The following is a 26,130-nucleotide window of genomic DNA, read 5'->3' on the forward strand; positions in this document are numbered from 1 at the left end:
TTTGTAAATTTGATCTAATAAATTTTCGAATACATTCTAAATTTTTAATGCAATGGGTAAAGTCAAATTAAATCACGAACATCCAACAGTAAAGGAGGCTAGATATGTTGAGGAAACAAGACAATTGACTTATCAGCAACGTTTTGAAAAACTGATGGCAATAATCGAAATATCTTGCTTATTAAAGGCAGCAAAAAAATATTCAAAATCAAAATAATTTGAAATGAATATGCAGAAACAAATAATAGATGTTTGGAAGTATTTATCAGAAAACAAGGTAAACTATCTAACCATCGGTGGATTTGCAGTAAATATTTACGGCTACGGAAGAAACACAGGAGATATTGATATTTTCATTGAAGATACAATAGCTAATCGTGAAAATTTGAGAAAGGCCATTAAACAAATGGGATTGGGTGATTTTGAAAGTATTAAAACTATGCAATTCATTCCCGGTTGGACAGATTTCACTCTAAATATTAATTTTAGACTGGATATTATGACTTCTGTTAAAGGTTTAGAAAATCAACCTTTTGCTGCACTTTTAGAAAAAGCAAACATCATAGATATAGATGGAATTCCAGTGTTTTTTATTGATTATGATAATTTGATTATTTCCAAAAAAGCAGCTAATAGACTTAAGGATCAACTAGATATTGAAGAGTTGGAGAAACTAAATAACAAAAATATTTATTAAAATTATGATAGAATTATTCGGTTTAAAATCGTTTCAACAAATATTGTTGTTGCTTTTTTTATTAGGTTTTATTTTTGGAGTATTGTTTGGTATTTACTTATTTATACCTGACAAATTTAAATATTATTCAGTAATCCCCGCTTTACCGGCTTTTTACATTATTTCAAAAGGATTGTATCAAAACAGTACTTTGTTTTTTACGGATTTAAAATCAATTACAACAAAATCCTAAACTTGGAACCAAAAAAAATTTTAATAATTACCTATTATTGGCCACCGGCTGGAGGACCTGGGGTACAACGTTGGCTAAAGTTTGTTAAATACTTGCCAGACTTTGGCATTCAGCCGATTGTGTATATTCCGGAGAATCCAACATATCCTATTGTTGATGAAAACTTGGTTAAAGAAGTTTCTGTTAAAGCGATTATTTTGAAACAGAAAATTTTCGAACCGTATCAACTGGCTTCGTTTCTTTCGAAAAACAAAACTAAAAAAATCAGTTCAGGAATTATTCCAAATCAGAAAAAGCAATCTTTTTTAGACAAAACTTTTCTTTGGATTCGTGGAAATCTTTTTATTCCCGATGCGCGTGTTTTTTGGGTAAAACCATCAGTTGCTTATCTGGAGAAATATATTGTAGAAAATAATATTGATACCATTGTTACTTCGGGACCACCGCACAGTCTGCATCTTATTGGATTAGAATTAAAACAGAAATTAGATTTAAAATGGTTTGCTGATTTCCGAGATCCATGGACCACAATTGGTTATCACAAATCCTTGCGGTTGTCTCGTTTTGCTGCTAAAAAACACAAATCACTAGAACATCAGGTTTTGAATACAGCCGATACTATTATCGTAACAAGCAAAACCACCAAAACCGAATTTGAGGCGATTACAGATAAACCCATTGCGGTAATTACCAATGGGTATGATACAGAGGAAGTCGAAAAACAAGCGTTGGATTCTAAATTTTCTTTGGCACACATTGGTTCTTTTCTCTCCGAGAGAAATCCTCTGATTTTATGGGAGAGTTTGATCGAATTAATTAATGAGATTCCGGAGTTCAAATCGCATTTGGAAATCAAATTGATTGGAGCAGTAAGTCAGGAAGTTTTAGAAACCATTTCGCAATTTAAACTAAATTCCTTTTTGAATAATCTGGGCTACGTTTCACATTCGGAAGCGATTGCACATCAAAGAAAATCTCAGGTTTTGTTGCTTGTCGAAATTAATTCTCAAGAGACTAAAAGTATTATCCCTGGAAAATTATTTGAATATATGGTTTCTAACAGGCCTATCATTGCTATCGGACCCAACGGTTCTGATTTTGCCGAAATTATTACCACTACCAACACGGGCATATTTTTTGATTATTCGGAGAAAATGAAACTTAAAAGTGTAATTTTGGACTTTTATAATCAGTTTTTGGAAGGTAAATTACAGGTAAACGGAGTTGGATTACAGCGTTATTCCAGAAAAAATCTTACTAAAGAATTGGTTAAACTGCTTAATAAAATATAAATTAAAAGTGAGATTGCTTTGTGTCTCGCAATGATAAAGAAATGGGAATAGTATTAAATCAATCTTTAAAGAATACGATAATTACCTATTTTGGTTTTGGTATTGGGGCAATAAATACACTTTATTTGTATCCGTTTTTTTTAGGAACAGTATTTTATGCGTTAACAAACTATATTCTTTCTTGGGCAAATATCATTATGCCTTTGCTGGCTTTTGGTATGCAAAATACGTTGGTGAAGTTTTATACCCAGTATAAAACAGAGGAAGAACGCTCTCAGTTTCTCTCGTTTACTGTATTAATTCCTTTGTTGTTGTGTATTCCTTTAGTATTGATTGGATTTTTCTTTTTTGAACCTATTTCATTATACTTGAGCAAAGAAAATCCTGTAGTTAAGGATTATTTATGGCTTATTCCATTTATAGGACTTAGTATGGCTTATTTCGAGATCTTTTATGCTTGGGCCAGAGTGCATATGCATTCGGTTTTTGGAAATTTTGTAAAAGAGGTAGGATTGAGATTATTTTCTTTATTTGCTTTGATTGGAGTCTATTATAAATGGATTACAGTGGTACAATTTATTTATGTTACTGCTATTATTTATTTTTTGGCTTTTGCTATAACGATGTTTTATGCTTTCCGAATAAAAAAACCTGTATTTCAGTTTTCCATTCCTCAAAATGTGAAAGATGTTTTAGTATATACTTTTTTCATTATTTTATCAGGTAGTGTTGCGGTTATGTTGTTGGATATTGATAAAATTATGCTGAATCAATACATTAAAATTGAGAATATAGCCTATTACTCCGTTGCTACTTATATTGCATCTGTCATAGCAGTTCCCAGTAGGGCGATGCATCAAATTACATATCCCATAACGGCTAAGTTAATGCATGAGAATAAACAGGATGAATTAAATGATTTGTACAAAAAAACATCAATTAATTTGCAAGTTGTAGGCGGTTTTGTAATGCTGTGTATTTTTGTCAATATCAACCAGTTGTATATAATGGTTCCAAAAGAGTATAGCGGAGGAATTCTAGTGGTATTTTTGATAGGGATTTCTAAATATTTTGATTTGATTTTAGGAAATAATAATGCTATTATTTTTAATTCAAAATACTACCGTATGGTCTTGTTTTTAGGTTTATTACTTGTTTTTCTAACAATAGGACTGAACATGTTTTTTATACCAAGATATGCTATAACAGGAACTGCAGTAGCTACTTTGTTATCAATAACGCTGTATAGTTTGGCTAAACTGCTTTTTGTAGTCAAGCGTATGCACTTGTATCCGTTTACAATACAGACATTATATTCTCTTGCGATAACTTTTGTATTGTTCTTGATGTTTTATTTCTGGGAATTTCCTTTTCATCCAATCATAAGCATAGGATTAAAATCTATTTTAGTAGCCATTTTATATATTTATATTAATTACAAGTTTGTTATTTCAATAGAGATAAACGAAGCTCTGAATTTGGTTGTAAAAAAATTCACCTAAATATTATTTATTTTCGGATTTTTACGTATTAAGTCGCTTATTTTCATGTATTTATAATTATTTTTTTTATATTTAATAAAAAATAGAAATGCAAAATATCACTAAAAGTGGGTATTGTGAAGTTCTAAAATTGCCATTATTTTTGTAATTGTCATTTTATCACTGTTTGTTAAAAAGCAGCGGTAAATTATCTGAAATAATATGAAAAGCAATACAAGTACAACCGAGCAGAATTTTGTAAAGTTTTCCTCCATCCTGGAAAATAAGACCAGTCATGGATTTATAGTGTTGGAACGAAACGACAAGTTGCCCTTCGCTATTTTATTGAAAAAAAGACAAAAAGTAGATCATCTTTTTAATTTTTGTATATGTTGCATTACGTTAGGACTGTGGTCCATCGCCTGGATTTATATTACACAGGTTTCCTCAAAAGCTAAAAAAATACTTGTAGCTATTGATGAAGATGGAAATGCTTTTGAGGAGAAATGTTATATGGGGTAATCCGTTTACAATTTATCTTTTAAATACTGCCCTGTAATTGATTGTTTTATTTTTACAACTTGTTCAGGAGTTCCTACTGCAAGCAATTTCCCGCCATTTTCTCCCCCCTCAGGCCCTAAGTCTATAATCCAATCTGCACACTTTATTAAATCAAGGTTGTGTTCGATAACAATAATCGAATGTCCTTTATCAATCAATGCATTGAAGGAAGCCATTAGTTTCTTGATGTCATGAAAATGTAATCCCGTTGTAGGCTCATCAAAAACAAATAAGGCTTTGTCTTTTGTCGCTCCTTTTACCAAGAATGAAGCCAGTTTTATACGCTGTGCTTCTCCTCCAGACAGAGTAGATGAGGATTGCCCTAATTGAACATATCCCAATCCTACATCTTGCAAAGGCTGTAATTTTTGAGTTATTTTAGGTTGTTTATTTGCTATAAAAAAGGCAATAGCGTCATCGATTGTCATCGTTAGTATATCGTGAATGTTTTTACCTTCAAAAGCGACTTCCAGCACTTCTTTCTTGAATCGTTTCCCGTTGCAGGTTTCACAAGGTAATTGTACATCAGCCATAAAAACCATTTCTACATTGATAGCACCTTCTCCTTTACATGTTTCACATCTTCCGCCATCAACATTAAAAGAAAAATGTTTGGCTTGATAGCCTCTTATTTTTGATAATTTTTCTCTAGCATACAATTCTCGAATATCATCATACGCCTTGATATACGTCACCGGATTAGAACGGGAACTTCTTCCTATTGGGTTTTGATCTACGTATTCTATGTGTTTAATTTGAGCAAAAGAACCGGTCATTTCAGTAAATTGTCCTGCTTTTTCACCTGCGTTTTCCAACTTTTTTTGCATGGCCGGAAAAAGGATTTTCTTAACAAGCGTACTTTTTCCACTTCCAGAAACTCCTGTAATAACCGTTAATACATCCAGTGGAAAAGTAACATCAATATTTTGTAAATTATTTTCTCGTGCTCCTTTTATGTCAATAAAATTCTTGAAAAGTCTTCGTTTTTTAGGGACGCTAATTTCTAAATCACCGTTTAGATATTTCGCTGTAAGTGAAGTCGATTTTAATATTTCGTCATAGGTTCCCTGCGCGACTAAATGCCCGCCTAAAGTTCCTGCTTCCGGACCTATATCAATAATCATGTCAGCGGCTTTCATGATATCCTCATCGTGTTCTACCACAATGACCGTATTTCCTAAATCGCGTAACGATAGCAATACTTTTATCAAGCGTTCCGTATCTTTAGGGTGCAGACCAATACTGGGCTCATCCAAAATATACATAGATCCTACTAAACTGCTTCCAAGCGAAGTGGCTAAGTTGATGCGTTGTGATTCTCCTCCGGAAAGTGTTGCAGAATTTCTGTTTAATGTAAGGTAGTCCAATCCTACTTCGGTTAAAAAGGACAAACGGTTGTTGATTTCTAATAATAAGCGTTTGGAAATTTGCTTTTCATACACATCTAAATCAATGTTTTCGAAAAAAGTAACCAGATGTTTAATCGGTAAATCAACTAAATCAGAAACTGTTTTTGCGTTTATTTTCACGTAGGAAGCTTCTACTCTCAAGCGTTTTCCTTTGCAGGAATGGCATTTGGTTTTGCCTCGATATCGGGAGAGCATTACTCTGTTTTGAATTTTATAATTTTTTTCTTCCAGTTCTTTAAAAAAATCATTCAATCCTTGGAAATAACTATTTCCATTCCAAAGTAGTTCTTTTTGATCCTCAGACAACTCATAATACGGTTTGTGTATTGGAAAATCAAATTTGTAGGCATTATTTACTAATTCGTCGCGAAACCAGCTCATACTTTCTCCTCGCCAAGGGAAGATTCCATTTTCAAAAACGGACAATGTGGTATTCGGCACGACTAATTCGGAATCAATTCCTATAATATTTCCATATCCTTCACAAACGGGACATGCTCCATACGGATTATTGAAGCTAAATAAATGAACGTTTGGTTCTAGAAATGTAATACCATCCAACTCAAAATTATTGGAATAAGAATATTTTTTATCAGCGTTTAATTCCTGTAAATAGCAAATTCCTTTTCCTTCAAAGAAAGCCGTTTGCACAGCATCTGCCAATCGATTGTAAAACTCTTCTTCGCCTGAAGTATCGTGATTAATCACAATTCGGTCAATGATTAGGAAAATTTGTTTTTTGTCTAATGAATCCGACAAATCGTCTAGTCGTACCATTTCATTATTTACTAATATTCGGGCAAAACCTTGTTGTAAAAGTACTTTTAGCTTATCTTCCAGTTTGCGTCCTTCTTCTAGATGAATCGGTGCAAGCAGCAACCATTTGCTGTCTTTTTCAAATGTTTTGACATCGGTAATGACATCTGTAACGTTATTTTTTTTGACTTCTCGACCAGAAATAGGCGAATAAGTGCGTCCAATTCTGGCAAAAAGCAATTTTACATAATCGTATATTTCGGTTGAGGTTCCTACGGTAGAGCGGGCATTGGTAGTATTTACTTTTTGTTCAATAGCAATTGCCGGAGCAATTCCTTTTATGTATTCCACTTTTGGTTTATCCAATCGTCCAAGAAATTGTCTCGCATACGAAGATAAACTTTCTACATAGCGACGCTGTCCCTCAGCATACAAAGTATCAAAAGCCAAACTTGATTTTCCAGAACCCGAAAGTCCGGTGATAACCACTAACTTATTTCTGGGAATTGCGACATCTACATTTTTTAGGTTGTGTACTTGCGCTCCTTTTATAATAATATTTTTCTTTGGATCTAGTTTCGAAAGGTCAACTTGCATAAAAAAGATAATTTTCACAAAAGTAATCAATTTTCAACAGAGAAAAGGGATTGAACAACTCACAAATAATGATTAAAAAGGGGTTGTTACTCCTGTTTTTCTAAGTTGTATAGTTTTTATGTTTTCTATCCCATAAATAAATGCTAATTTTAAATCTATTTTTGGAATAAATTAACAAAATGATACCCTTGAAAACAAAACTACTTTTTTTTATTTTTTTAATGTCCTTTTGTGCTTTTTCTCAAGAGTTACCCCCAATTGTAAAATACACATCGAGTACTTATGGGGCTGGTAACCAAAACTGGATGATCGCACAAGATCAAAACCGCTATGTTTTTTTTGCTAATAATGACGGATTGTTAGAATTCAATGGTTCAAATTGGGAATTGTATCCATCACCTAATGAAACAATTATTCGTTCCGTAAAAGTCATAGGAAACAAAATTTACACCGGATGTTACATGGAATTTGGCTTCTGGACACGACAGACAGATGGGAAACTAAAATACACTTCACTTAGTAACAGAATAAAAAACAAGATTCTAGATGACGAACAATTCTGGAATGTTTTAAATTATGACCAGTGGGTAATCTTTCAATCATTAGATCGAATTTATATTTACGATACTAAAACAGGTACGTTCAAGGTAATTGCGCCAAATTATAAAATCACTAAATCATTCCGAACTAAAAATGGTATCTATTTTCAAACGATTCATGGCGGTCTATTTGAAATTGAAAGCGGAAAAGGGCGCTTGGTTTCAAATAATCCTATTTTGCAAAGCAATAGGATCGTAAATGTTTTTAGTATTGAGGAAGGACTTTTGATCCAGACACAGCTCAACGGATTTTACAAACTTATAGGTCCTACTTTGACTAAGTTTTCTACCGAAGTTGACTCCGAATTAGCTGCCAGCAGCGTATATAGCAGTCAATTGCTTTCTGATGGAAGTTTCGCTTTAGGAACAGTTTCTAATGGAATCTTTATTTTGACCAATGAAGGAAACATTAAGTATCATATTACTCAAAACAAAGGACTAAGTAACAATACTGTTTTGTCTTTGTTTGAAGATGCGGATCAAAATTTATGGGTAGGATTAGATAACGGAATCAATTGTATCAATTTGCAATCTCCGATACAAAATTTTGTCGATGATACCGGAATTTTAGGGACAGTGTACACGTCAAAATTATATAAGGGAAATTTATATATAGGAACAAATCAAGGGTTGTTTTATAAAGATCACCAAACTAATGGGCAATTCAAATTCATAAATGGCACAAAGGGGCAGGTTTGGTCTTTGTTTGAATATGACGGAACGCTTTTTTGTGGTCATGATTCCGGAACTTTTGTGATTGAGAACGCCGTTGCAAAAAATGTGTTTTCAGCATCAGGAACTTGGAAATTTGAGACGGTTCCCAATCAAAAAGAACTTGTACTTCAAGGAAATTATTACGGAATTTCTGTTTTAAAAAAAATTAACAACCAATGGATTTTTAAAAATAAAATTGTAGGATTTAATTATTCTTCGCGATATTTTGAAATAACAGCTGCGCTTGAAGTGTATGTGAGCCATGAATATAAAGGTGTTTTTAGATTGCAACTAGATAATACGCTACTTAAAACTAAACCCTTTACTACGTATTCTTCTCCTAAAAAAGGGAAGAATGCAAGTTTGACAAAATTGAATAATACGATTTATTATGCCAATAAAGAAGGGATTTTTAAACTCAACAATACAACAAAACGATTTGCCAAAGACGAGTTGTTAAGTGCTGTTTTCGAAAAAGAGGAATATACATCAGGGAAATTGATAGTGGATAATTCTAATAAAATATGGTTGTTTTCAAAGAATTATATTCATTATTTTTCATCGAGTAAATTGAGTAATCAACTCAAACAAAATGTAATTCCTATCCCGGCTTCATTGACTAATTCTATGTTGGGTTTTGAAAACATCACCCAAATATCTAATTCAAATTATTTGATTGGAACAACAGATGGGTATTATGTATTGAATATTAATGATTTGAGTTTTAAAAATCATAGTATTTCGTTCGCTGCAATAACAACAAACAAGCTGAATGAAAGCTTTGTAAACCGTGATATTAAAGAAGAGGGGCGTTTCAGTTATGATGAAAATAACATTAGCTTTAATTATACTGTTCCTGAATTTAATAAATATATTAATGCTGAATATCAGTATTTATTAGAAGGATTCCAGGAGGATTGGAGTGAATGGAACGCAAAACCAACAGTGAGTTTTAAAAATTTGCCACCGGGTTATTACACTTTTAAGGTCAAAGCTAAATTTGCGAATTCTGCCCTGGAAAACAGTATAGAGTATTCTTTTACCGTTAAAAAACCGTGGTATTTTACTAACATTGCTTTATTTGTGTACCTCATATTGGTGCTTGTGATGGCTCAATTTATTCACAAGGCTTATAAAAATTACTACCAAAAACAGAAAGAGAAATTGATAGAGGAGAATAATCTTTTATTGGAAATTAAAGAACTTGAAAATGAACAGGAAGTAATGCGAATTAGAAACGAGCAACTTTCTCAGGATGTAGATACTAAAAGTCGAGAATTAGCAGTATCTACGATGAGTTTAAACAGTAAAAACGAGTTATTAGCTTTTATCAAAGAAGACCTAAAGAAAACACCTGACGACGGCAATAGAAGTATAAAATCAGTCATCTCTACTATTAATAAGAATATTTCAGAAGGGGATAGCTGGAGTGTTTTTAAGGAAGCCTTCGATAATGCAGATAAGGATTTTTTGAAAAAAATGAAATTGGCTCATCCATCACTGACTCCAAATGATTTGCGTTTGTGTGCTTATTTAAGATTAAATCTTTCATCTAAAGAAGTGGCTCCTTTGTTAAATATTTCGGTTCGAAGTGTTGAAATAAAAAGATATCGTTTGCGTAAAAAAATGGAATTATCACACGAACAAGGACTAGTTGAGTATATCTTGGCTGTATAGTTCGGATGTGATTTTGCAAATAAAACTATACATTACCACAACAATAGCGTTATTGTTGTGGTTTTTTTATTTTAGATGAAAAGCAACTATCATAATTTCTTCTTAATATTCAATACTTTTTTCAGTATTGTAAATTAAATACCAAAATTTTTGCATTGTATGTTTTTTGTTGAGGTTCTTTTTAATTTATTATTAATGGTTCCGATTAATTTTATAATTCACAAAAAACATAAATTATGAAGTCAAACTATCTACTAATCCTTTTTCTATTTCTATCCTCGTTTGGTTTCGCCCAAGGATATGATATTGGAGGAGTTGTTAAAGAAGCAGGTTCTGGTTTACCTATACCGGGAGTAAATGTTAAAGTCAAAAATGGAACAATAGGATCAGCAACAGATATGGATGGCCGCTTTTACTTAAAACAAGTTCCCTCTGGTGCAACACTTACTTTTTCTTATTTAGGATTTAAAAATCGAGACTTTAAAGTGGTGTCTAATAATAGCGCACTTATTATCACATTACAAGAGGATTCCAGTACTTTGGACGAAGTTGTCGTTATTGGTTATGGAACTCAGAAAAAACGAGAAGTTACAGGCGCTGTATCTGTAGTAGACAGTAAAACTTTGGAAGCTTTGAAACCAGTTAAAATTGAGCAAGCGTTGCAGGGAACTGTTTCGGGTGTGAATGTCACTACCACTTCTGGTGCTCCGGGTGCAGCTTTGGATATTCGTATCAGGGGGATTGCAACCAATGGAGATAATAGACCTACAACAATTATTGATGGATATGTTGGTGAACTTGGATTACTAAATCCAAATGATGTAGAGTCCATTACGGTTCTGAAAGATGCTCAGGCTGCTATTTATGGAACTATTGGTGCTAATGGAATTATCCTTATCACCACTAAATCCGGTAAAAAGAATTCAAAAGCGAGAATTAGTTACAATACGTATACCGGTTTTCAAGAAACTTCAAGAACCTTACCTGTATTGAATGCAACTGATTATGCCTTACTGTTGAATGAAAGTTATGCAAATGGTGGGAATGCAATTCCTTTTCCTACTGTTTCCGGTTTGGGGAAAGGAACAAACTGGCAAAATGAAATTTTTAGCACTAGTGTGCCTATTATCAATCACGATATCTCTTTTTCAGGTGGTTCTGATAAAATTACTTACGCAGTAAGTGGTTCTCATCTGGATCAAGAGGGAATTATTGGCGGAAGTAAATCTGGGTTTTTACGAAATACAGCCAGAGTGTCTTTAGGAGCGGATATTACTGATAAATTAAAATTAAAAACAAACGTAATCTATACTTATTTCAATAGAAAGTCATTGAACGAAAGAGGTTTAGGTTCTGTTTTGTTTAATGCCTTGAACACTCCAGCAACGCTAAATCCGTATGATGCAAATGGTGATTTTACAAAAGTGCCTTCTAATACTGGGTTAGGAATAGAAATTATAAATCCATTGGCACAAGTTGCAAATACCTATAATGACTATAACTTCAAGAAAGTCAACGGTAATTTTGGATTGGATTATAAAGTTTTCAAGGATTTTACGATTTCGAGTTCCATTGGTTTTAATACTTCAAACAGTGAATCTAAATCGTTTGCCAAGCAAATTGATTATGGTGGAAAAGTGTTTGATGTACCCAGAAGTTCTGTGTCTCAAAGTGCCATTAATGATAATGATTATTCCTTTGATTTATTTGGAACCTATACTAAGAAAATAGGGGAGGACCATAATGTCGTGGCAACAGTAGGAAACACTATTTTTAAACAATTTGGAAACGGATTGTTTGCCACTGGATATGATGTCCCATATAATTCATGGGAATTTGCTGATATAAGTTTGACAAGAGGAATCGTTGAAACAGTTCCAAATAGTGCTTATAATTATGATGAAAGAAGACTATCCTATTTTGCAAGAGCGCAATATGATTATAAAGGAAAATATCTTTTTTCTGCCATGATACGTCGTGATGCTTCAACTAAATTTGGACCCGGAAATAAAGTGGGTTATTTTCCTTCGTTTACAACAGGTTGGGTAGTATCAGATGAAGGGTTTTTTGGAGAAGATAAGGTAATCAACTTCATGAAATTAAGAGGGAGTTATGGTACTTTAGGAAATGACCAAATTGGTAATAATGGATATGTTTCTCAATTAACGGGGGAAGCGACGTATGTTTTTGATGGTGCATTGGTCAATGGTTTATCAGTAGGACAAATTCCGAACCCAAATTTAAAGTGGGAAGAAGCCAGAAAATTTGATGTTGGTTTAGACCTTAAATTGATCCAAAATAAAGTGTCTATCGTAGCCGATTATTTTATTGATACACGTGCGGACTTATTAATCACGAATATACCGGTTTCAGGAATTAATGGGACCGAAGCTCCTGGTTCAGGTTCTCCAACAATCAATGGAGGGACAGTAAGAAATTCCGGATTTGAGTTTGCTATAGATTACAAAAATAAATTCTCTGATAATTTTTCAATGAGTGTGGGGTACAATGTTACCTTTCTTAAAAATGAAGTTTTAAGCACAAATGGAGTACCATTTTTACAAGGAGGATCCTTTGGAGTAGGTCAACAGCCACCTTCAAGAATGGAAGTTGGACTGCCAATTGGTTATTTTTACGGCTATAAAACAGATGGAATTTTTCAAAATCAAGCCGAAGTTGATGCACATCCGTCTCAATTATCTCTGGGTGCTAATGCCAGCCCTGGTGATCTTCGTTTTGTAGATGTGAACGGAGATGGAATATTGGATGCGAGTGACAGAACAAATATTGGAGACCCAATTCCAGCTGCTTCAATGGGATTCAATTTACAAATGAATTACAAAAACCTTGATTTTGCAGTCTATACATTTGCTTCTATAGAGAATGATATGGTTCGAAATTATGAAAGAAATCTTACTGATGTCAATCGTCTTAATTATGTTCTAGATCGATGGACTGGTGAGGGAAGTACTAATACGACGCCAAGAGTAACTACAAGTGCCACAGGAAATTCTACTTTTAGCAGCTATTTTGTTGAAGATGCATCCTATCTAAGAATTCAAAACATACAATTGGGTTATTCGATAAATTCTAAATATTCTGAAAAAGCAGGAATCACAAAACTACGATTATATGCAGGAGTCAATAACTTGTATACGTTTACAAAATACAAAGGTTTTGATCCAGGCGCTTCTGATGGTGCTCCAATTGGCGGCGGAATTGACTATGGTTTTTATCCAATCCCAAGAACCTATTTGTTAGGTTTAAACATTAATTTTTAATTCCTACTAAAATGAAAAAGTATCTATTTATTACCCTTATATCGATAACAATCTTCTCAACTGTAACCATTTCCTGCAGTGATGATTTTGTGGACCGACCAATAGAATATTCGATCGATTCTGAGAACTATTTTAATTCGAAATCAGATTATGACAATGCTTTGATTGCTGCCTATGATTTGTTGCAATCCACGTATCTCAATGCAATATTAGGCGAAATAGCCTCAGACAATACCTTGGCCGGAGGCGAAAGTCAATCGGATACACCAGGATTTCAGCAAATTGATGATATGATCCATACTCCTGTCAACAGTAATCTAAAAAACTTGTGGGACTGGATGTTTGCTGGAGTACAAAGGGCTAATTATATTTTAGAATTCAAAGATAAAACTAATTTTCAAGGGAAAAATCAAGTGATTGGTGAAGCTCGTTTTCTTAGAGCCTATTATCATTTTGAATTGGTAAAATGGTTTGGTGGAATTCCACTAAAAGGCGATGTAAGATTCAGCTCTGGAGACGAGAAAATTATTAAACGTTCCTCTGTTGCGGAAGTTTACGCTTCTATCGAAGCAGATTTAATCTTTGCTTCTCAAAACGTATCAGCAACAGCAGCACAAAAAGGAAGAGTCACGAAAGGAGCTGCTTTAGCATTATTAGGTAAAGCATATTTGTACCAAAATAAATACCCACAAGCGGCCACAACCCTTGAAAATTTGATTGCAACTTCGTCGTATTCATTGGTTTCAGATTACAATACTATTTTTGAAAATGCAGGAGAAAATGGTTTAGAATCAGTTTTTGAAGTACAATATACGGATGTTGAAGGAGCAGGTTTTGGATGTCTCCAATGTAGTGAAGGCAATGTAGCCGTTGGTTTTAGTGGACCAAGAAATTATTCAGGTAATTTATTTACCTCAGGATTCAGTTTTAATGTTCCAACTCAAAAAGTCGTAAACGCATTTGAAGCAGGCGATAATAGAAAAGCAGTTGCGATATTAGATATCGAAGCTTGGGCTACAGCCACAGGAGCCACATTTGGAAAAGGATATGAACACACCGGTTTTTTCAACAGAAAATATATTCCAAGAAAAAGAAGTGCTAATGCACAAGGTGATTTAAACCTCACAAATCCTAATAATTACAGAGCCATTCGCTATGCAGATGTTCTTTTGATGGCGGCCGAAGCTTACAATCGCGGAGGACTGAATGATACGAAAGCAAGAGGCTATTTGAACCAAGTTCGAAGACGAGCTTTTGGCGATTTAAATCATGATATTTCATCTTCTGGTGCTGCTTTGACTGATTTTATCTTAGCAGAAAGAAGAGTGGAATTAGTTGGTGAAGGCCACCGTTTCTTCGATTTAGTACGAACAGGTAAAGCTGCCACGGAGATTACTGGATTTAAAGTCAATAAAAATGAATTGTTTCCAATTCCTATCGAGGAAATTCAATTCGCAAATGGCAATTGGGCACAAAATCCCGGATATTAAAAACTAATATTATTTACAATATGAAAAAATTAAAATTAATACTAAGTCTTTTTGTTCTAACGATCTTTTTGGGATGTTCAGACGAAAATAATGACGTAGATCTGGATGGTGTAAATGCGCCTTCAAATATATCTGCTCTGACGACCATTACACAAGATAATTCAGGAAATGTTACTTTTCTGCCAAAAGGGGAAGGAGTAACTCAGTTCGAAATTTATTTTGGTGATGCCACCACAGCGCCTGCTTACGTAAATCCGGGTGGTACCTTTACCCATAAATATAAAGAGGGTAAATTTCAGGCGAAAATTGTTGGGGTAACTATAAATGGTAAAAAAACTGAAGCGATTCAAGAAGTAACGGTTTCTTTTTTGGCACCAAGAAATTTTGAACCCACGATTACTATTGGAAGTAACCTATCAATTACTGTAACTGCAAAAGCTGAATTAGAAACGTTTTTTCAGGTTTATTTTGGAGATGTAACTAATGAAGTCCCCGTTGATTTTATGGAAGGTCAAGTGATTAAACACACATATTTGAATCCTGGAACGTATCAAGTAAAAGTAGTTGCCTTGAGCGGAGGTGCAGCAACCACACAAAAAACACAAGCCATTACTGTAACCAATTTATTTGCTGCACCAGTTCCTACAATTCCAGCAGCGAACGTGATTTCTATGTTTAGCGATAGTTATACAAATGTTGCTGTTGACACTTGGAGAACATCTTGGTCACAGGCTAATCTCGAAGACATTGATATTAGTGGTAACAAAACTAAAAAATACAGCGCTTTAAACTTTGTAGGTATTGAAGCAACTACAAAGCCAATTAATGCTTCGGCGATGACTTTCTTTCACACCGATATATGGTCTTCAGATTTGACAGAATTTAAAGTTAAATTGGTTGATTTTGGTGCTAATGGAGTTTTTGGTGGAGGTGATGATAAAGAACATGAAATCACAATTTCAAATCCGGCGAAAGAAAAATGGGTGAGTTTAGATATTCCGTTAAGTAATTTCACTGGATTGACTACTCGTTCTCACATTGCGCAATTAATTTTTGTTGGCGCACCTTCAGGAAATACTACGGTTTATGTAGATAATGTTTTCTTTTACAATCAGGTGGGCTCAATTAGTGCAGCGCCATCTCCTACTTTAGGAGCTTCTAAAGTAATTTCAATGTTCAGTGATGCGTATGCAAATGTCCCTGTTGATACCTGGAGAACTTCCTGGTCAAGTGCCACTTTGACGGATTTGAGTATTAATGGAAATGCGACAAAAAAATACAGTGCCTTGGATTTTGTTGGTATCGAAGCAACCACAAGTCCTATTAATGCTACTGCAATGACCCATTTTCATACGGACGTTTGGTCATCAGACTTTACACAATTCAAAATAAAATTAGTCGATTTTGGTGCCAATGGAGCTTTTGGCGGGGGCGACGACAAAGAACATGAAATAACAGTTTCATCTCCAGCAAAAGGATCTTGGGTAAGTTTAGATATTCCATTGAGTTCTTTTACAGGATTAACCACACGAGCGCACATTGCACAGCTCATTTATGTAGGTGCGCCTGCCGGAAATAACACTGTTTATGTTGACAATGTTTATTTTCATAATTAATAAAAAGATAGATAGTAGCAAGTAATTATGAGTTTAAAATGAATTGGTATACAACGAGTATCACAGTTATGTTTTTTAAAAAATAGTAAAAATGAAAAAAATAGTAATAAATTTAGTATCCGTTTTTGTCCTTCTATTGATGGTCAATTGTCAGGAGGATAATTTAGGTTTTGGAGCGTTAGATACGCCTGCGAGTCTTCAGGTTACAGCAGAGTTAGTTGGTAAAACAGCGGCTTTGCCAAACGGAAATGGTTCCGGGAAAGTAAAATTCACGAGCACGGCAGAAAATGCAATATCGTATAAATACATTTTTAGCGATGGAACTTCTCAAAATTCGCCAAGCGGGATTCTTGAAAACACCTTTGCAACACCAGGTACAAATACATACACAGTGACCGTTATTGCTTCTGGAGCAGGAGGGATTGCGACTAATGTGACTTTAGAAGTAACTGTTTTCAGTAATTTTAAAGATGAGCAAGCGGTACAATTCTTAACAGGTGGCGCATCCAGAAAATGGTATTGGGCACAATCCGAAGATGGCCATTTAGGTGTTGGTCCAAACGTAGCTTGGTCTGATCCTACTTTTGGAACAAAAAATTACTACCCTGATTTCTACTCTGCTAAAGCAAATGAAAAATCTGCAACGTGTTTGTACAAAAGTGTGATGACTTTTTCTATAGTTGGAGGCAATTTGAAACTTGAATTGGATAACAAGGGACAAACGTATTATAACGGAGCTTTCAAAGGAGGCGGCGAGGATGCCTGTTATGACTTAAATACAAGCGGTCTTAAAACTGTAACGTTGAGTAAGTCAGATTCCTTTGTAACTAAAAATCCGAATAGCGCCACTCAAACAAGAGGAACTACAATGAACTTTGCAGATGGTGGTTTTATGGGCTACTTTGTCGGATCTAGTTCGTATGAAATCTTATCAATTACCGATAATCGTATGGTAGTAAGAGTGATTCAATCCGGGAATCCATTTTTGGCATGGTACCATACTTTTACTACAGCAGCTCCTGCGGCAGTTGTAACACCTACGCCAACAACAGATTATACTGTTTTGAAATTTGCTGATGAATTTAATGTTGCCGGTGCTCCGGATCCTACAAAATGGGGATATGACCTTGGCGCTGGCGGTTGGGGTAATGGCGAAGCCCAAACGTATACAAACGGTGCTGATAATGTAATTGTTCAAAATGGAAATTTAAAAATTACAGCTAAAAAATCAGGAACAGGCTACACTTCCGCACGATTGAAAACAGAAGATAAATATGAATTTACCTATGGTAAAATTGAAGTTAGAGCGAAACTGCCAGTTGGTGGAGGAACTTGGCCTGCAATTTGGTCCCTAGGACAAGATTATAAAACTAATACTTGGCCAAAATGTGGTGAAATTGATTTCATGGAGCACAAAGGAAATGATCCAAATGTCATCCACGGAACATTACATTATCCGGGTAATTTTGGAGCAAACCCAAACACAGCTAAAACAACAATAGCAAATGCAGCTACTGAGTTCCATATTTATAAAACGATATGGAGTCCAACTTCGATACAGTTTTATGTGGATGATAAACTTTTTCATACGTTTGCCAATAGTAGTTCAGTGCCTTTCAACAGTGATTTTTTCATGATTTTGAATGTGGCAATGGGAGGAAGTTTTGGCGGAGCCATTGATCCTGCTTTTACACAATCTTCGATGGAGATTGATTATGTAAGGATTTATCAATAAAATACGTAATTAATATAAAAAGGTCGGTTTTTTACCGGCCTTTTAATTGTAATAAAAAAGGATAATGATGAGAAATAAATCCCTGTTAGCATCTTTTGCTATAACAGCTCTAATAATTGCAGGTTGCAGCACTAAAATTTTAAAATCACCGGTTTCTTATTCCAAAGAAAATATTCTGGATACAAAAGTAGATTCGGTTCTCCAGCTGATGACTTTGGAAGAAAAAGTAGGGCAACTCAATCAGTATAATGGTTTTTGGGATATCACAGGCCCCAGTCCAAAAGAAGGGCAGGCAGCCAAAAAATACGAAGACCTGAAAAAAGGGTTAGTCGGATCAATGCTAAATGTAAAAGGAGTTAAGGATGTGAAAGCGTTACAGAAAATAGCGGTAGAACAAACCCGATTGGGAATTCCTTTGCTTTTTGGGTTTGATGTAATTCACGGCTACAAAACCATCAGCCCAATTCCGCTGGCCGAAGCAGCAAGTTGGGATTTAGAAGCAATAAAAAAGTCAGCTGCAATAGCTGCAGAAGAAGCCGCTGCAGTAGGATTGAATTGGACTTTCGCACCTATGATTGATATTTCGAGGGATGCCCGATGGGGACGTGTTATGGAAGGTGCTGGTGAAGACACTTTTTTAGGAAGTAAGATTGCCGTTGCGCGTATACAAGGTTTTCAAGGTGAAGATTTAGCCGCGACGAATACTATTTTGGCTTGTGCCAAACATTTTGCAGGATATGCTTTTGCAGAATCCGGAAGAGATTACAATACCGTTGATATAAGCGAAACGGTGTTGCAGAATACTATTTTTCCGCCTTTTAAAGCAGCGGTTGATGCAGGTGTGCGCACGTTTATGAATTCCTTTAATGAATTGAATGGGATTCCCGCAACAGGAAATGCCTATTTACAAAGAGAAGTATTAAAAAGAGATTGGAAATTTGATGGTTTTGTAGTTTCGGATTGGGGTTCTATCAACGAAATGATTCCGCATGGATATGCCAAGGATAGTAAGCAGGCAGCTGAAATAGCCATTAATGCTGGTTCAGACATGGATATGGAATCCAGCGCGTATGTGGAGCATTTAGTTGCATTAGTTCAGGAAGGCAAAGTCAAAGTAAGTGATATTGATGATGCGGCAAGACGAATTCTAAAGGTAAAGTTCGAATTAGGTTTGTTTGATGATCCGTATAAATATTGTGATGAAAATCGAGAATTGGCAACCGTTGGAAAACAAGAATTTCAAGAAGGAGTTTTGGATATGGCCAAGAAATCAATAGTACTTTTGAAAAATGAAAAAGAAGTATTACCGCTAAAAAAGTCAGGACTAAAAATTGCATTAATTGGTGCTTTGGCAACTGATAAAACAAGTCCTTTAGGAAGTTGGAGAATTGCTGCTGACGATAATTCGGCTGTTTCAGTTCTAGAAGGATTGCAAAAGTATTCAGGAAATACGCTAACGTTTGCCAAAGGAGCTGATGTAACCGAGGGAAGAACCCAGTTTATTTGGGAAACTAAAATCAATACGACTGATAAGAGCGGATTTGCAGAAGCAATTGCGGTAGCAAAACAAGCTGATGTGGTGGTAATGGTTTTAGGAGAACACGGTTTGCAATCAGGCGAGGGAAGAAGTAGAGCTGATCTAGGTTTGCCGGGAGTCCAGCAAGAATTATTAGAGGCAGTTTACAAGGTCAATCCTAATGTGGTTTTGGTTTTAAATAACGGTCGACCATTAGCCATTCCTTGGGCGGATGAAAATATTCCTGCAATTCTTGAAGGATGGCATTTAGGAACACAAAGCGGGCACGCCATTGCGCAGGTTTTGTATGGTGATTACAATCCAAGTGGAAAATTGCCTATGACTTTTCCCAGAAACGTAGGTCAGGTTCCTATTTATTACAATTATAAAAATACGGGAAGACCAGTAAAGAACGAGCCCGAAAGTGTATTTTGGTCGCATTATATCGATGAAAAAAATACACCATTGTATCCTTTTGGTCACGGACTCAGTTATTCTAAATTTGAATATTCCAATTTGAAATTATCATCTAATAAATTCGGTAAAAAGGGTAAAATTGAAGTTTCCGTAAATTTGAAAAATATTGGAAAAGTTGCCGGAAAAGAAGTGGTTCAATTGTATATTAGAGATTTAATAGGAAGTATTACACGTCCGGTGAAAGAGTTGAAAGGATTTGAAATGATCGAACTACAGCCTAATGAGACCAAGAAAGTGGTGTTTACAATCGATGAAAAAACAATCGAATATTTCACAGCCAATAGAAAGTGGGAAGCAGAAGCCGGAGACTTTAAAGTATTCATCGGAGGTAGTTCAGTAACAAAATTGGAAGGGGATTTTCAATATTCTAATTAAAATATAATGAAAAAAATTATAGTATTTGTACTTGTGGTCAATTTTGCTTTTGCACAACAGCACAAAAGAAAATTAGTTTGGGAGGAAAATTTTGAGGGGACCAAATTAAACGAAAAAAATTGGAATTTTGAAATTGGCGATGGTTGCCCTAATTGTGGTTGGGGAAACAACGAGAGACAATTGTACACGAAACAAAATCACTCAATTGCCAATAGTCAGTTAATCATCACTGCCAAAAAAGAGGGTGATACGTACACTTCAACTCGGATTACTACTAAAGGTAAAAAAGAGTTCCAATACGGACGTTTTGTGGCCAGAGCAAAGTTGCCTGTTGGCCAAGGAATTTGGCCAGCTTGGTGGATGTTAGGGTCAAATATCAGTGAAGTAGGTTGGCCTAAATCTGGTGAAATCGACATTTTAGAATATGTGGGGAAAGAACCCCATATGATTTTTACTTCTTTACACACTCAGGATAGTCACGGAAATACTGTAAATACTAAGAAAACCAGATTTGATACTATTGAAGAAGGTTTTCATATTTACGCCGTGGAATGGACGGAAGATAAAATGGAATTTTATGTAGATGATATTTTAGTGTACACGTTTCAGCCTGAAAATAAAACCGAAGCAATCTGGCCATTTAACCAGCCGTTCTACTTTATCGTGAATATGGCGATAGGAGGGAATTTTGGAGGACCAGAAGTGGATGATGCGATACTTCCTCAGGATTTTATAGTAGATTACATAAAGGTTTATCAGTAACTAATGCTATAATCAAAACTAAAATATCATTTTGTATTCTGTTTTAGGATCGCAAGGTCTTGTTTTAGTTTTTTTTAAAATTTAGGAGGTTTTTGGTACAAAATCATTTAGTTGTACTCGTCGGCATGATATTTGTATTGTAAATGTGAAAAAACAAGAAAAACTTTAACAAATTTTAATGAACCTCTGTTAATTTTTATTAATTTTACTTGGATGTTAAAATAATAATTGGTTAAATTTGAAAACTTTAACAAACCTAAAAACTCTTTAGCCTATATACAAAACTACTTTTTAGAGAAAACTCTCCAATTTTAATTAAAAACTAAAAAGTATAATTATGGTTAATATACAACTCCCTGATGCATTATTGGTAAAGGAATACATTTCAGGTAATGAGGATGCCTTAGCTAAATTGATAAAAAGGCATGAATCAAAAATTTTTGGTTTTATATATTCTAAAATTCTGGATAGAGATATTACCAAAGACATTTTTCAGGATACTTTTATTAAAGTGATAAAAACTTTAAAATCAAATTCTTATAATGAAGAAGGTAAATTTTTACCATGGGTAATGCGTATTTCCCATAATCTGGTTGTTGATCATTACCGAAAAACTAAAAAAATGCCTATGTTCAGAGAAACGGAAGAGTTTTCCATTTTCTCAATTATGTCCGATGATTCGTTGACCATAGAAAACAAAATAATATCGGAACAAGTCGAACTGGATTTAAAAAAACTAATAGAAGAACTTCCTGCTGATCAAAAAGAAGTTTTGGTGATGCGAATGTACCAGGATATGAGTTTTAAAGAAATTTCAGAGACAACAGGAGTGAGTATCAATACCGCCTTAGGAAGAATGCGTTACGCTTTGATGAATTTGAGAAAAGTGATTGATAAACACCAAATTGTTTTGACTAATTGACAATATACTGAAACTTGCTGCGTTGTAATAGAAAACAAATATGTATTATTGTATGGCAAAAACTTACTCAAAAAAATCATTAGTTTCTCAAACAATGAAACCCAGTAAAGAAACAATTTCTTTTTTATTAAGCTATTCTAAGGCGTTAAGCATACTGAAAATTGACAATAAAAATTTCGAAATTATATTGAATTGATGTAGAGATAGCAGCTTTCCTTTTTTATTTGGATTGTAAAAGACGAAAAAACCGCTGATTCCATTTGGAAGTAGCGGTTTTTTAGTATCCTTTATTTTTTATAATACGCATCAATAGCTGTTTTTCGGCCAATTGTTTTAGTAATAATATCCTGATCTAAATCCCAGCCACGAGCCGGAGAATATTCTCTTCCGTACCAAATAATTTGAAGATGCAGGTCATTCCAAATTGCTTCAGGAAAAAGACGTTTAGCATCTTTCTCCGTTTGAACTACGTTTTTTCCATTTGTTAAATTCCAGCGGTACATCAAGCGATGGATGTGTGTGTCAACCGGAAAGGCCGGAACTCCAAAAGCTTGCGACATCACGACACTAGCCGTTTTATGTCCTACAGCGGGTAATTCTTCCAGAAATTCAAAACTCTGAGGTACTTTTCCGCCATGTTTGTCAATTAATATATGGGATAAACCATGAATTCCTTTTGATTTCATTGGCGATAAGCCACAAGGCCGAATGATTTCCTTAATTTCTTCGACTGACATTTTGATCATATCAAACGGATTATCTGCTTTTGCAAAAAGTAAAGGAGTGATTTTATTTACTTGAATATCCGTACATTGTGCGGATAATAAAACGGCAATCAGCAACGTATACGGGTCTTTATGATCCAAGGGAATTGGAATCGTAGGATATAGTTTTTTTAACGTATTTATAACAAAAATTACACGTTCCTGTTTATTCATTATTTATTAAATTTGATTGGTAAAGAAAAACAATTTCGGTGGCATTAGTAAAATTCAAATTCAAATCAATAAAAATAATGACAACATTAAAAAAAGGAGATAAAGCACCTGATTTTTCAGGTCTGGATCAAGACGGAAAATTACATCAATTGGCAGATTATGCAGGTAAAAAATTAGTTATTTTCTTTTATCCAAAAGCAAATACGCCAGGATGTACAGCTGAGGCTTGTGACTTAAGAGATAATTTCGAGCAATTTGAAGCTAACAATTATGCACTTCTGGGCGTTAGTGCCGATGCTCAAAAAGCACAGGTCAGGTTTAAGGAAAAGTATAATTTTCCTTTTCCATTACTTGCAGATGAAGACAAATCAGTGATACAGGCTTTTGGGGTTTGGGGTCCCAAAAAATTTATGGGAAAAGAGTATGACGGGATTCACAGAACTACTTTTATAATTGATGAAAACGGGATTATTGATGAGGTTATTTCGGCTGTAAAAACCAAATTGCATGCTGCTCAGATACTAAAATAAGGATTCAGTCAAAGTCATTTTTTTTTGCATTTGCAAATATAAATGCAAACCAACTTTTAATAATAAACAAAGTCCAGATCTGCGGTTTTAATCGACCTAAATTCTGGACTTTGTTTTTAATTTAACTCAAAATTTGACTACTGATTCACGAATTGATTTCCTTCAAAACTTTATTAGGATCAAATCCAAAAAGTCTGTGTTCCTTAATTATTTCTGCAATACCAGGGGGAAGCATTGTTTCCCAACCGGGCTTTCCATTATTAATCATATTTAAAACTTCACGAGAGAACACCTCTAAAATAGTGGGATCATAATTATCTATATCAACTACTTTTCCGTTGAATTTAAAGAATTTATAGAGTTCTTTCATTCTTGGGTGTACTTTTAAATTTTCGGAGGTGATGATTTCTCCATTTTCCCCAATCATTGGATACAAGAATACTTTCATGTCGCGGTAGAATAATTTTCCAAACGCTTCCAGAATTCCACCACTTAAATGACGGTAATATTTCTCGTCAAAAATATCTATTAAATTATTCACACCCATGGCTAATCCCATTCTGGCTTTGGTATAATTAGCAAAATACTCCACTACTTTGTAATATTCCTGAAAATTTGAAATCATTACGGTTTGTCCAAGTGAACAGAGCAATTCGGCTCGATCCATAAAATCTCTTTCATCGATTTCTCCATCAGATCGTAGGTTGGATAATGTAATTTCAAAAATCACTAATGTGTTTTCCGGACTGACCTTGTTCTCATTTAAAAACATTTTTAATGATTTCTCATACATGTCCATGTTGACTTTTGTAACCGGACGAAAACTACCCCTAAAAGCAAGGATGTTTTTCTTGTATAAGATAGCAGCAGGAAGTATGTTTATTCCATCAGGATTAAACATAACGGCATCAGTCATTCCATTTTTGACTAATTGTAAACTCATCAAACGATTGTCAACATCAGCAAAACGAGGACCTGAGAAATTTATGGTGTCTATTTCTAATTGATCTTTGTCTAAATGGTCATACAAATAACGCAAGAGACGTTTGGGATCATTGTATTTGTAATACGCTCCGTAAATTAAGTTTACGCCCAGAATACCTAATGTTTCCTGTTGCAAACGCACATCAGTTTCTTTAAATCGAATGTGAAGAATAATTTCATTATAATCCTCATCCGGCTCAATTTGATAACTAATACCGACCCAGCCATGTCCTTTGAATTGTTTGGCAAAGTCAATAGTGGCCACGGTATTCGCATAGCTAAAAAACATTTTATTAGGATGTTTTTCTCTGCTTAGCCTTTTTTCTATTAGATTTACTTCATGAGAAAGCATTTTTTTGAGTCGACTTTCGGTCACATAACGACCGTCTTCTTCGATTCCATAAACGGCATCGCTAAAGTCTTTGTCATAGGCTGACATTGCTTTTGCAATTGTACCCGAGGATCCACCAGATCTAAAAAAATGTCTTACAGTTTCCTGTCCAGCGCCAATTTCTGCAAAAGTTCCATAGATATTTTCGTTCAAATTAATACGGAGTGCTTTATCTTTGACTGAAGGGATTTGTTCGATGATTTTATCACCTTTTAATTTTATTTCTGTATCCATTTTCTTTTAATATGGCTAATATTTTGTAAAGTTAGTTAAATAGGTTTCTAATGAAAGGGAATTAACCCTATTTTTGCAAATAAAATAAAGAAAGTTGAAGGTATATTTTTTAGGAACTGGTACATCACAAGGCATTCCTGTTATTGGTAGTAATCACCCTGTTTGTAAAAGCTTTGATTCTAAAGATAAAAGACTGCGCGTTTCTGTATGGATTTCTTGGGAGAATTATTCTTTTGTAATTGATTGCGGACCTGATTTCAGACAGCAAATGCTTGTGTCAAATTGCCAGAAAGTAGATGGTATTTTATTTACTCATGAACATGCGGATCATACCGCAGGAATCGATGATATTCGGCCTTTTAATTTCAAACAAGGAGAAATTCCAATTTATGCACATCAACGGGTAATAACTAATCTAAAAAGACGTTTCGATTATGTTTTTGAAACGGTCAATAAATATCCCGGTGCACCTTCTGTTACAACTATTGAAGTTGTCAATAACCAGTCATTTGCCATTGGCAACAAAACGGTTGTCCCCATCAGTGTCATGCATGGAAATCTTCAGGTTTTTGGGTATAGAATTGATGATTTTGCCTACTTAACGGATGTGAAAACTATTGAAAAAAGTGAAATAGTCAAGTTAAAAAATCTAAAGGTATTGGTTGTAAATGCTTTACGGGAAGAGTCTCATGAAACGCATTTCAATTTAAAAGAAGCGTTGGATTTTATAGCTTTGGTCCAACCAGAAAAAGCCTATCTTACACATATTAGTCATATCATGGGGTATCACGAGGAGGTTCAAAAAAATCTCCCCGAGCATGTTTATCTCGCCTATGATAATCTAGAAATTAAAATTTAATTGTA

General features: G+C 34.6%; 19 protein-coding genes. 16 read left to right on the plus strand and 3 right to left on the minus strand.

Translation table 11 applies throughout. The features are described from left to right. Window positions 1-52 precede the first annotated feature (52 nt). The 6 genes from EKM00_RS14750 (at window position 53) to EKM00_RS12355 (ending at window position 4,224) form a co-directional block, all read left to right on the plus strand. On the plus strand, window positions 53-217 hold the full coding sequence (locus tag EKM00_RS14750) for a hypothetical protein (protein ID WP_158614749.1): 165 nt from the start codon (window positions 53-55) through the stop codon (window positions 215-217). A 6-nt stretch (window positions 218-223) separates the two neighbouring features. Beyond that, window positions 224-697 (plus strand): nucleotidyltransferase, encoded by a 474-nt coding sequence (locus EKM00_RS12335; RefSeq protein WP_233592293.1) that lies wholly within the window; start codon window positions 224-226, stop codon window positions 695-697. 4 nt (window positions 698-701) lie between these two features. Beyond that, window positions 702-929 carry a hypothetical protein gene (locus EKM00_RS12340; protein ID WP_126463410.1) on the plus strand — a complete coding sequence of 76 codons (228 nt, stop codon included), beginning with the start codon at window positions 702-704 and terminating at the stop codon, window positions 927-929. Between the two features lie 2 nt (window positions 930-931). Next, window positions 932-2,221 carry a glycosyltransferase family 4 protein gene (locus EKM00_RS12345; protein WP_126516405.1) on the plus strand — a complete coding sequence of 430 codons (1,290 nt, stop codon included), beginning with the start codon at window positions 932-934 and terminating at the stop codon, window positions 2,219-2,221. 41 nt (window positions 2,222-2,262) lie between these two features. Beyond that, complete coding sequence (locus EKM00_RS12350) at window positions 2,263-3,723, plus strand: lipopolysaccharide biosynthesis protein (protein ID WP_126455429.1); 1,461 nt, start codon at window positions 2,263-2,265, stop codon at window positions 3,721-3,723. Between the two features lie 201 nt (window positions 3,724-3,924). Continuing rightward, window positions 3,925-4,224 carry a hypothetical protein gene (locus tag EKM00_RS12355; RefSeq protein ID WP_126455431.1) on the plus strand — a complete coding sequence of 100 codons (300 nt, stop codon included), beginning with the start codon at window positions 3,925-3,927 and terminating at the stop codon, window positions 4,222-4,224. 5 nt (window positions 4,225-4,229) lie between these two features. On the opposite strand, the gene uvrA is transcribed toward EKM00_RS12355, so the two are convergent. Next, window positions 4,230-7,025, minus strand: a complete 2,796-nt coding sequence (uvrA, locus tag EKM00_RS12360; RefSeq protein WP_126516406.1) for an excinuclease ABC subunit UvrA — start codon at window positions 7,023-7,025, stop codon at window positions 4,230-4,232. A 179-nt stretch (window positions 7,026-7,204) separates the two neighbouring features. On the opposite strand from uvrA, the gene EKM00_RS12365 reads away from it, so the two are divergent. The 8 genes from EKM00_RS12365 to EKM00_RS12400 all read left to right on the plus strand — a co-directional run bounded on the left by EKM00_RS12365 (window position 7,205) and on the right by EKM00_RS12400 (window position 22,189). Continuing rightward, complete coding sequence (locus EKM00_RS12365) at window positions 7,205-10,015, plus strand: triple tyrosine motif-containing protein (protein WP_126516407.1); 2,811 nt, start codon at window positions 7,205-7,207, stop codon at window positions 10,013-10,015. Between the two features lie 236 nt (window positions 10,016-10,251). After that, window positions 10,252-13,296, plus strand: a complete 3,045-nt coding sequence (locus tag EKM00_RS12370; RefSeq protein WP_126516408.1) for a SusC/RagA family TonB-linked outer membrane protein — start codon at window positions 10,252-10,254, stop codon at window positions 13,294-13,296. A gap of 11 nt (window positions 13,297-13,307) precedes the next feature. Next, window positions 13,308-14,786, plus strand: coding sequence for a RagB/SusD family nutrient uptake outer membrane protein (locus EKM00_RS12375; protein ID WP_126516409.1), 1,479 nt, complete (start codon window positions 13,308-13,310; stop codon window positions 14,784-14,786). Window positions 14,787-14,806: 20 nt separating this feature from the next. Further along, window positions 14,807-16,402: a PKD domain-containing protein gene (locus EKM00_RS12380; RefSeq protein ID WP_126516410.1), complete on the plus strand. Its 1,596-nt coding sequence runs from the start codon at window positions 14,807-14,809 to the stop codon at window positions 16,400-16,402. Between the two features lie 91 nt (window positions 16,403-16,493). Then, window positions 16,494-18,137 (plus strand): family 16 glycosylhydrolase, encoded by a 1,644-nt coding sequence (locus EKM00_RS12385; protein ID WP_126516411.1) that lies wholly within the window; start codon window positions 16,494-16,496, stop codon window positions 18,135-18,137. Window positions 18,138-18,204: 67 nt separating this feature from the next. Then, the gene (bglX, locus tag EKM00_RS12390; RefSeq protein WP_126516412.1) at window positions 18,205-20,505 is read left to right on the plus strand and encodes a beta-glucosidase BglX; all 2,301 of its coding nucleotides are present in this window, start codon (window positions 18,205-18,207) and stop codon (window positions 20,503-20,505) included. Between the two features lie 6 nt (window positions 20,506-20,511). After that, a complete protein-coding gene (locus EKM00_RS12395; protein WP_126516413.1) occupies window positions 20,512-21,267 on the plus strand; it encodes a glycoside hydrolase family 16 protein in 756 nt (251 codons plus the stop codon). A gap of 337 nt (window positions 21,268-21,604) precedes the next feature. Continuing rightward, complete coding sequence (locus EKM00_RS12400; RefSeq protein WP_126455447.1) at window positions 21,605-22,189, plus strand: RNA polymerase sigma factor; 585 nt, start codon at window positions 21,605-21,607, stop codon at window positions 22,187-22,189. Window positions 22,190-22,476: 287 nt separating this feature from the next. Here EKM00_RS12400 and EKM00_RS12405 read toward each other — a convergent pair whose 3' ends face one another. Continuing rightward, window positions 22,477-23,127, minus strand: coding sequence for an endonuclease III domain-containing protein (locus EKM00_RS12405; protein ID WP_126455449.1), 651 nt, complete (start codon window positions 23,125-23,127; stop codon window positions 22,477-22,479). A 77-nt stretch (window positions 23,128-23,204) separates the two neighbouring features. On the opposite strand from EKM00_RS12405, the gene bcp reads away from it, so the two are divergent. Beyond that, window positions 23,205-23,657 carry a thioredoxin-dependent thiol peroxidase gene (gene bcp / locus EKM00_RS12410; protein ID WP_126455451.1) on the plus strand — a complete coding sequence of 151 codons (453 nt, stop codon included), beginning with the start codon at window positions 23,205-23,207 and terminating at the stop codon, window positions 23,655-23,657. Between the two features lie 145 nt (window positions 23,658-23,802). Here bcp and EKM00_RS12415 read toward each other — a convergent pair whose 3' ends face one another. Continuing rightward, window positions 23,803-25,266: a TonB-dependent receptor gene (locus EKM00_RS12415; protein ID WP_126455453.1), complete on the minus strand. Its 1,464-nt coding sequence runs from the start codon at window positions 25,264-25,266 to the stop codon at window positions 23,803-23,805. 94 nt (window positions 25,267-25,360) lie between these two features. Between EKM00_RS12415 and EKM00_RS12420 the strand changes: the two genes are divergently transcribed. Further along, a complete protein-coding gene (locus EKM00_RS12420; RefSeq protein WP_126516414.1) occupies window positions 25,361-26,125 on the plus strand; it encodes an MBL fold metallo-hydrolase in 765 nt (254 codons plus the stop codon). The last annotated feature ends 5 nt before the right edge of the window (window positions 26,126-26,130 follow it).

This window comes from Flavobacterium sp. RSP15 (assembly GCF_003968755.1).
GTDB lineage: Bacteria > Bacteroidota > Bacteroidia > Flavobacteriales > Flavobacteriaceae > Flavobacterium.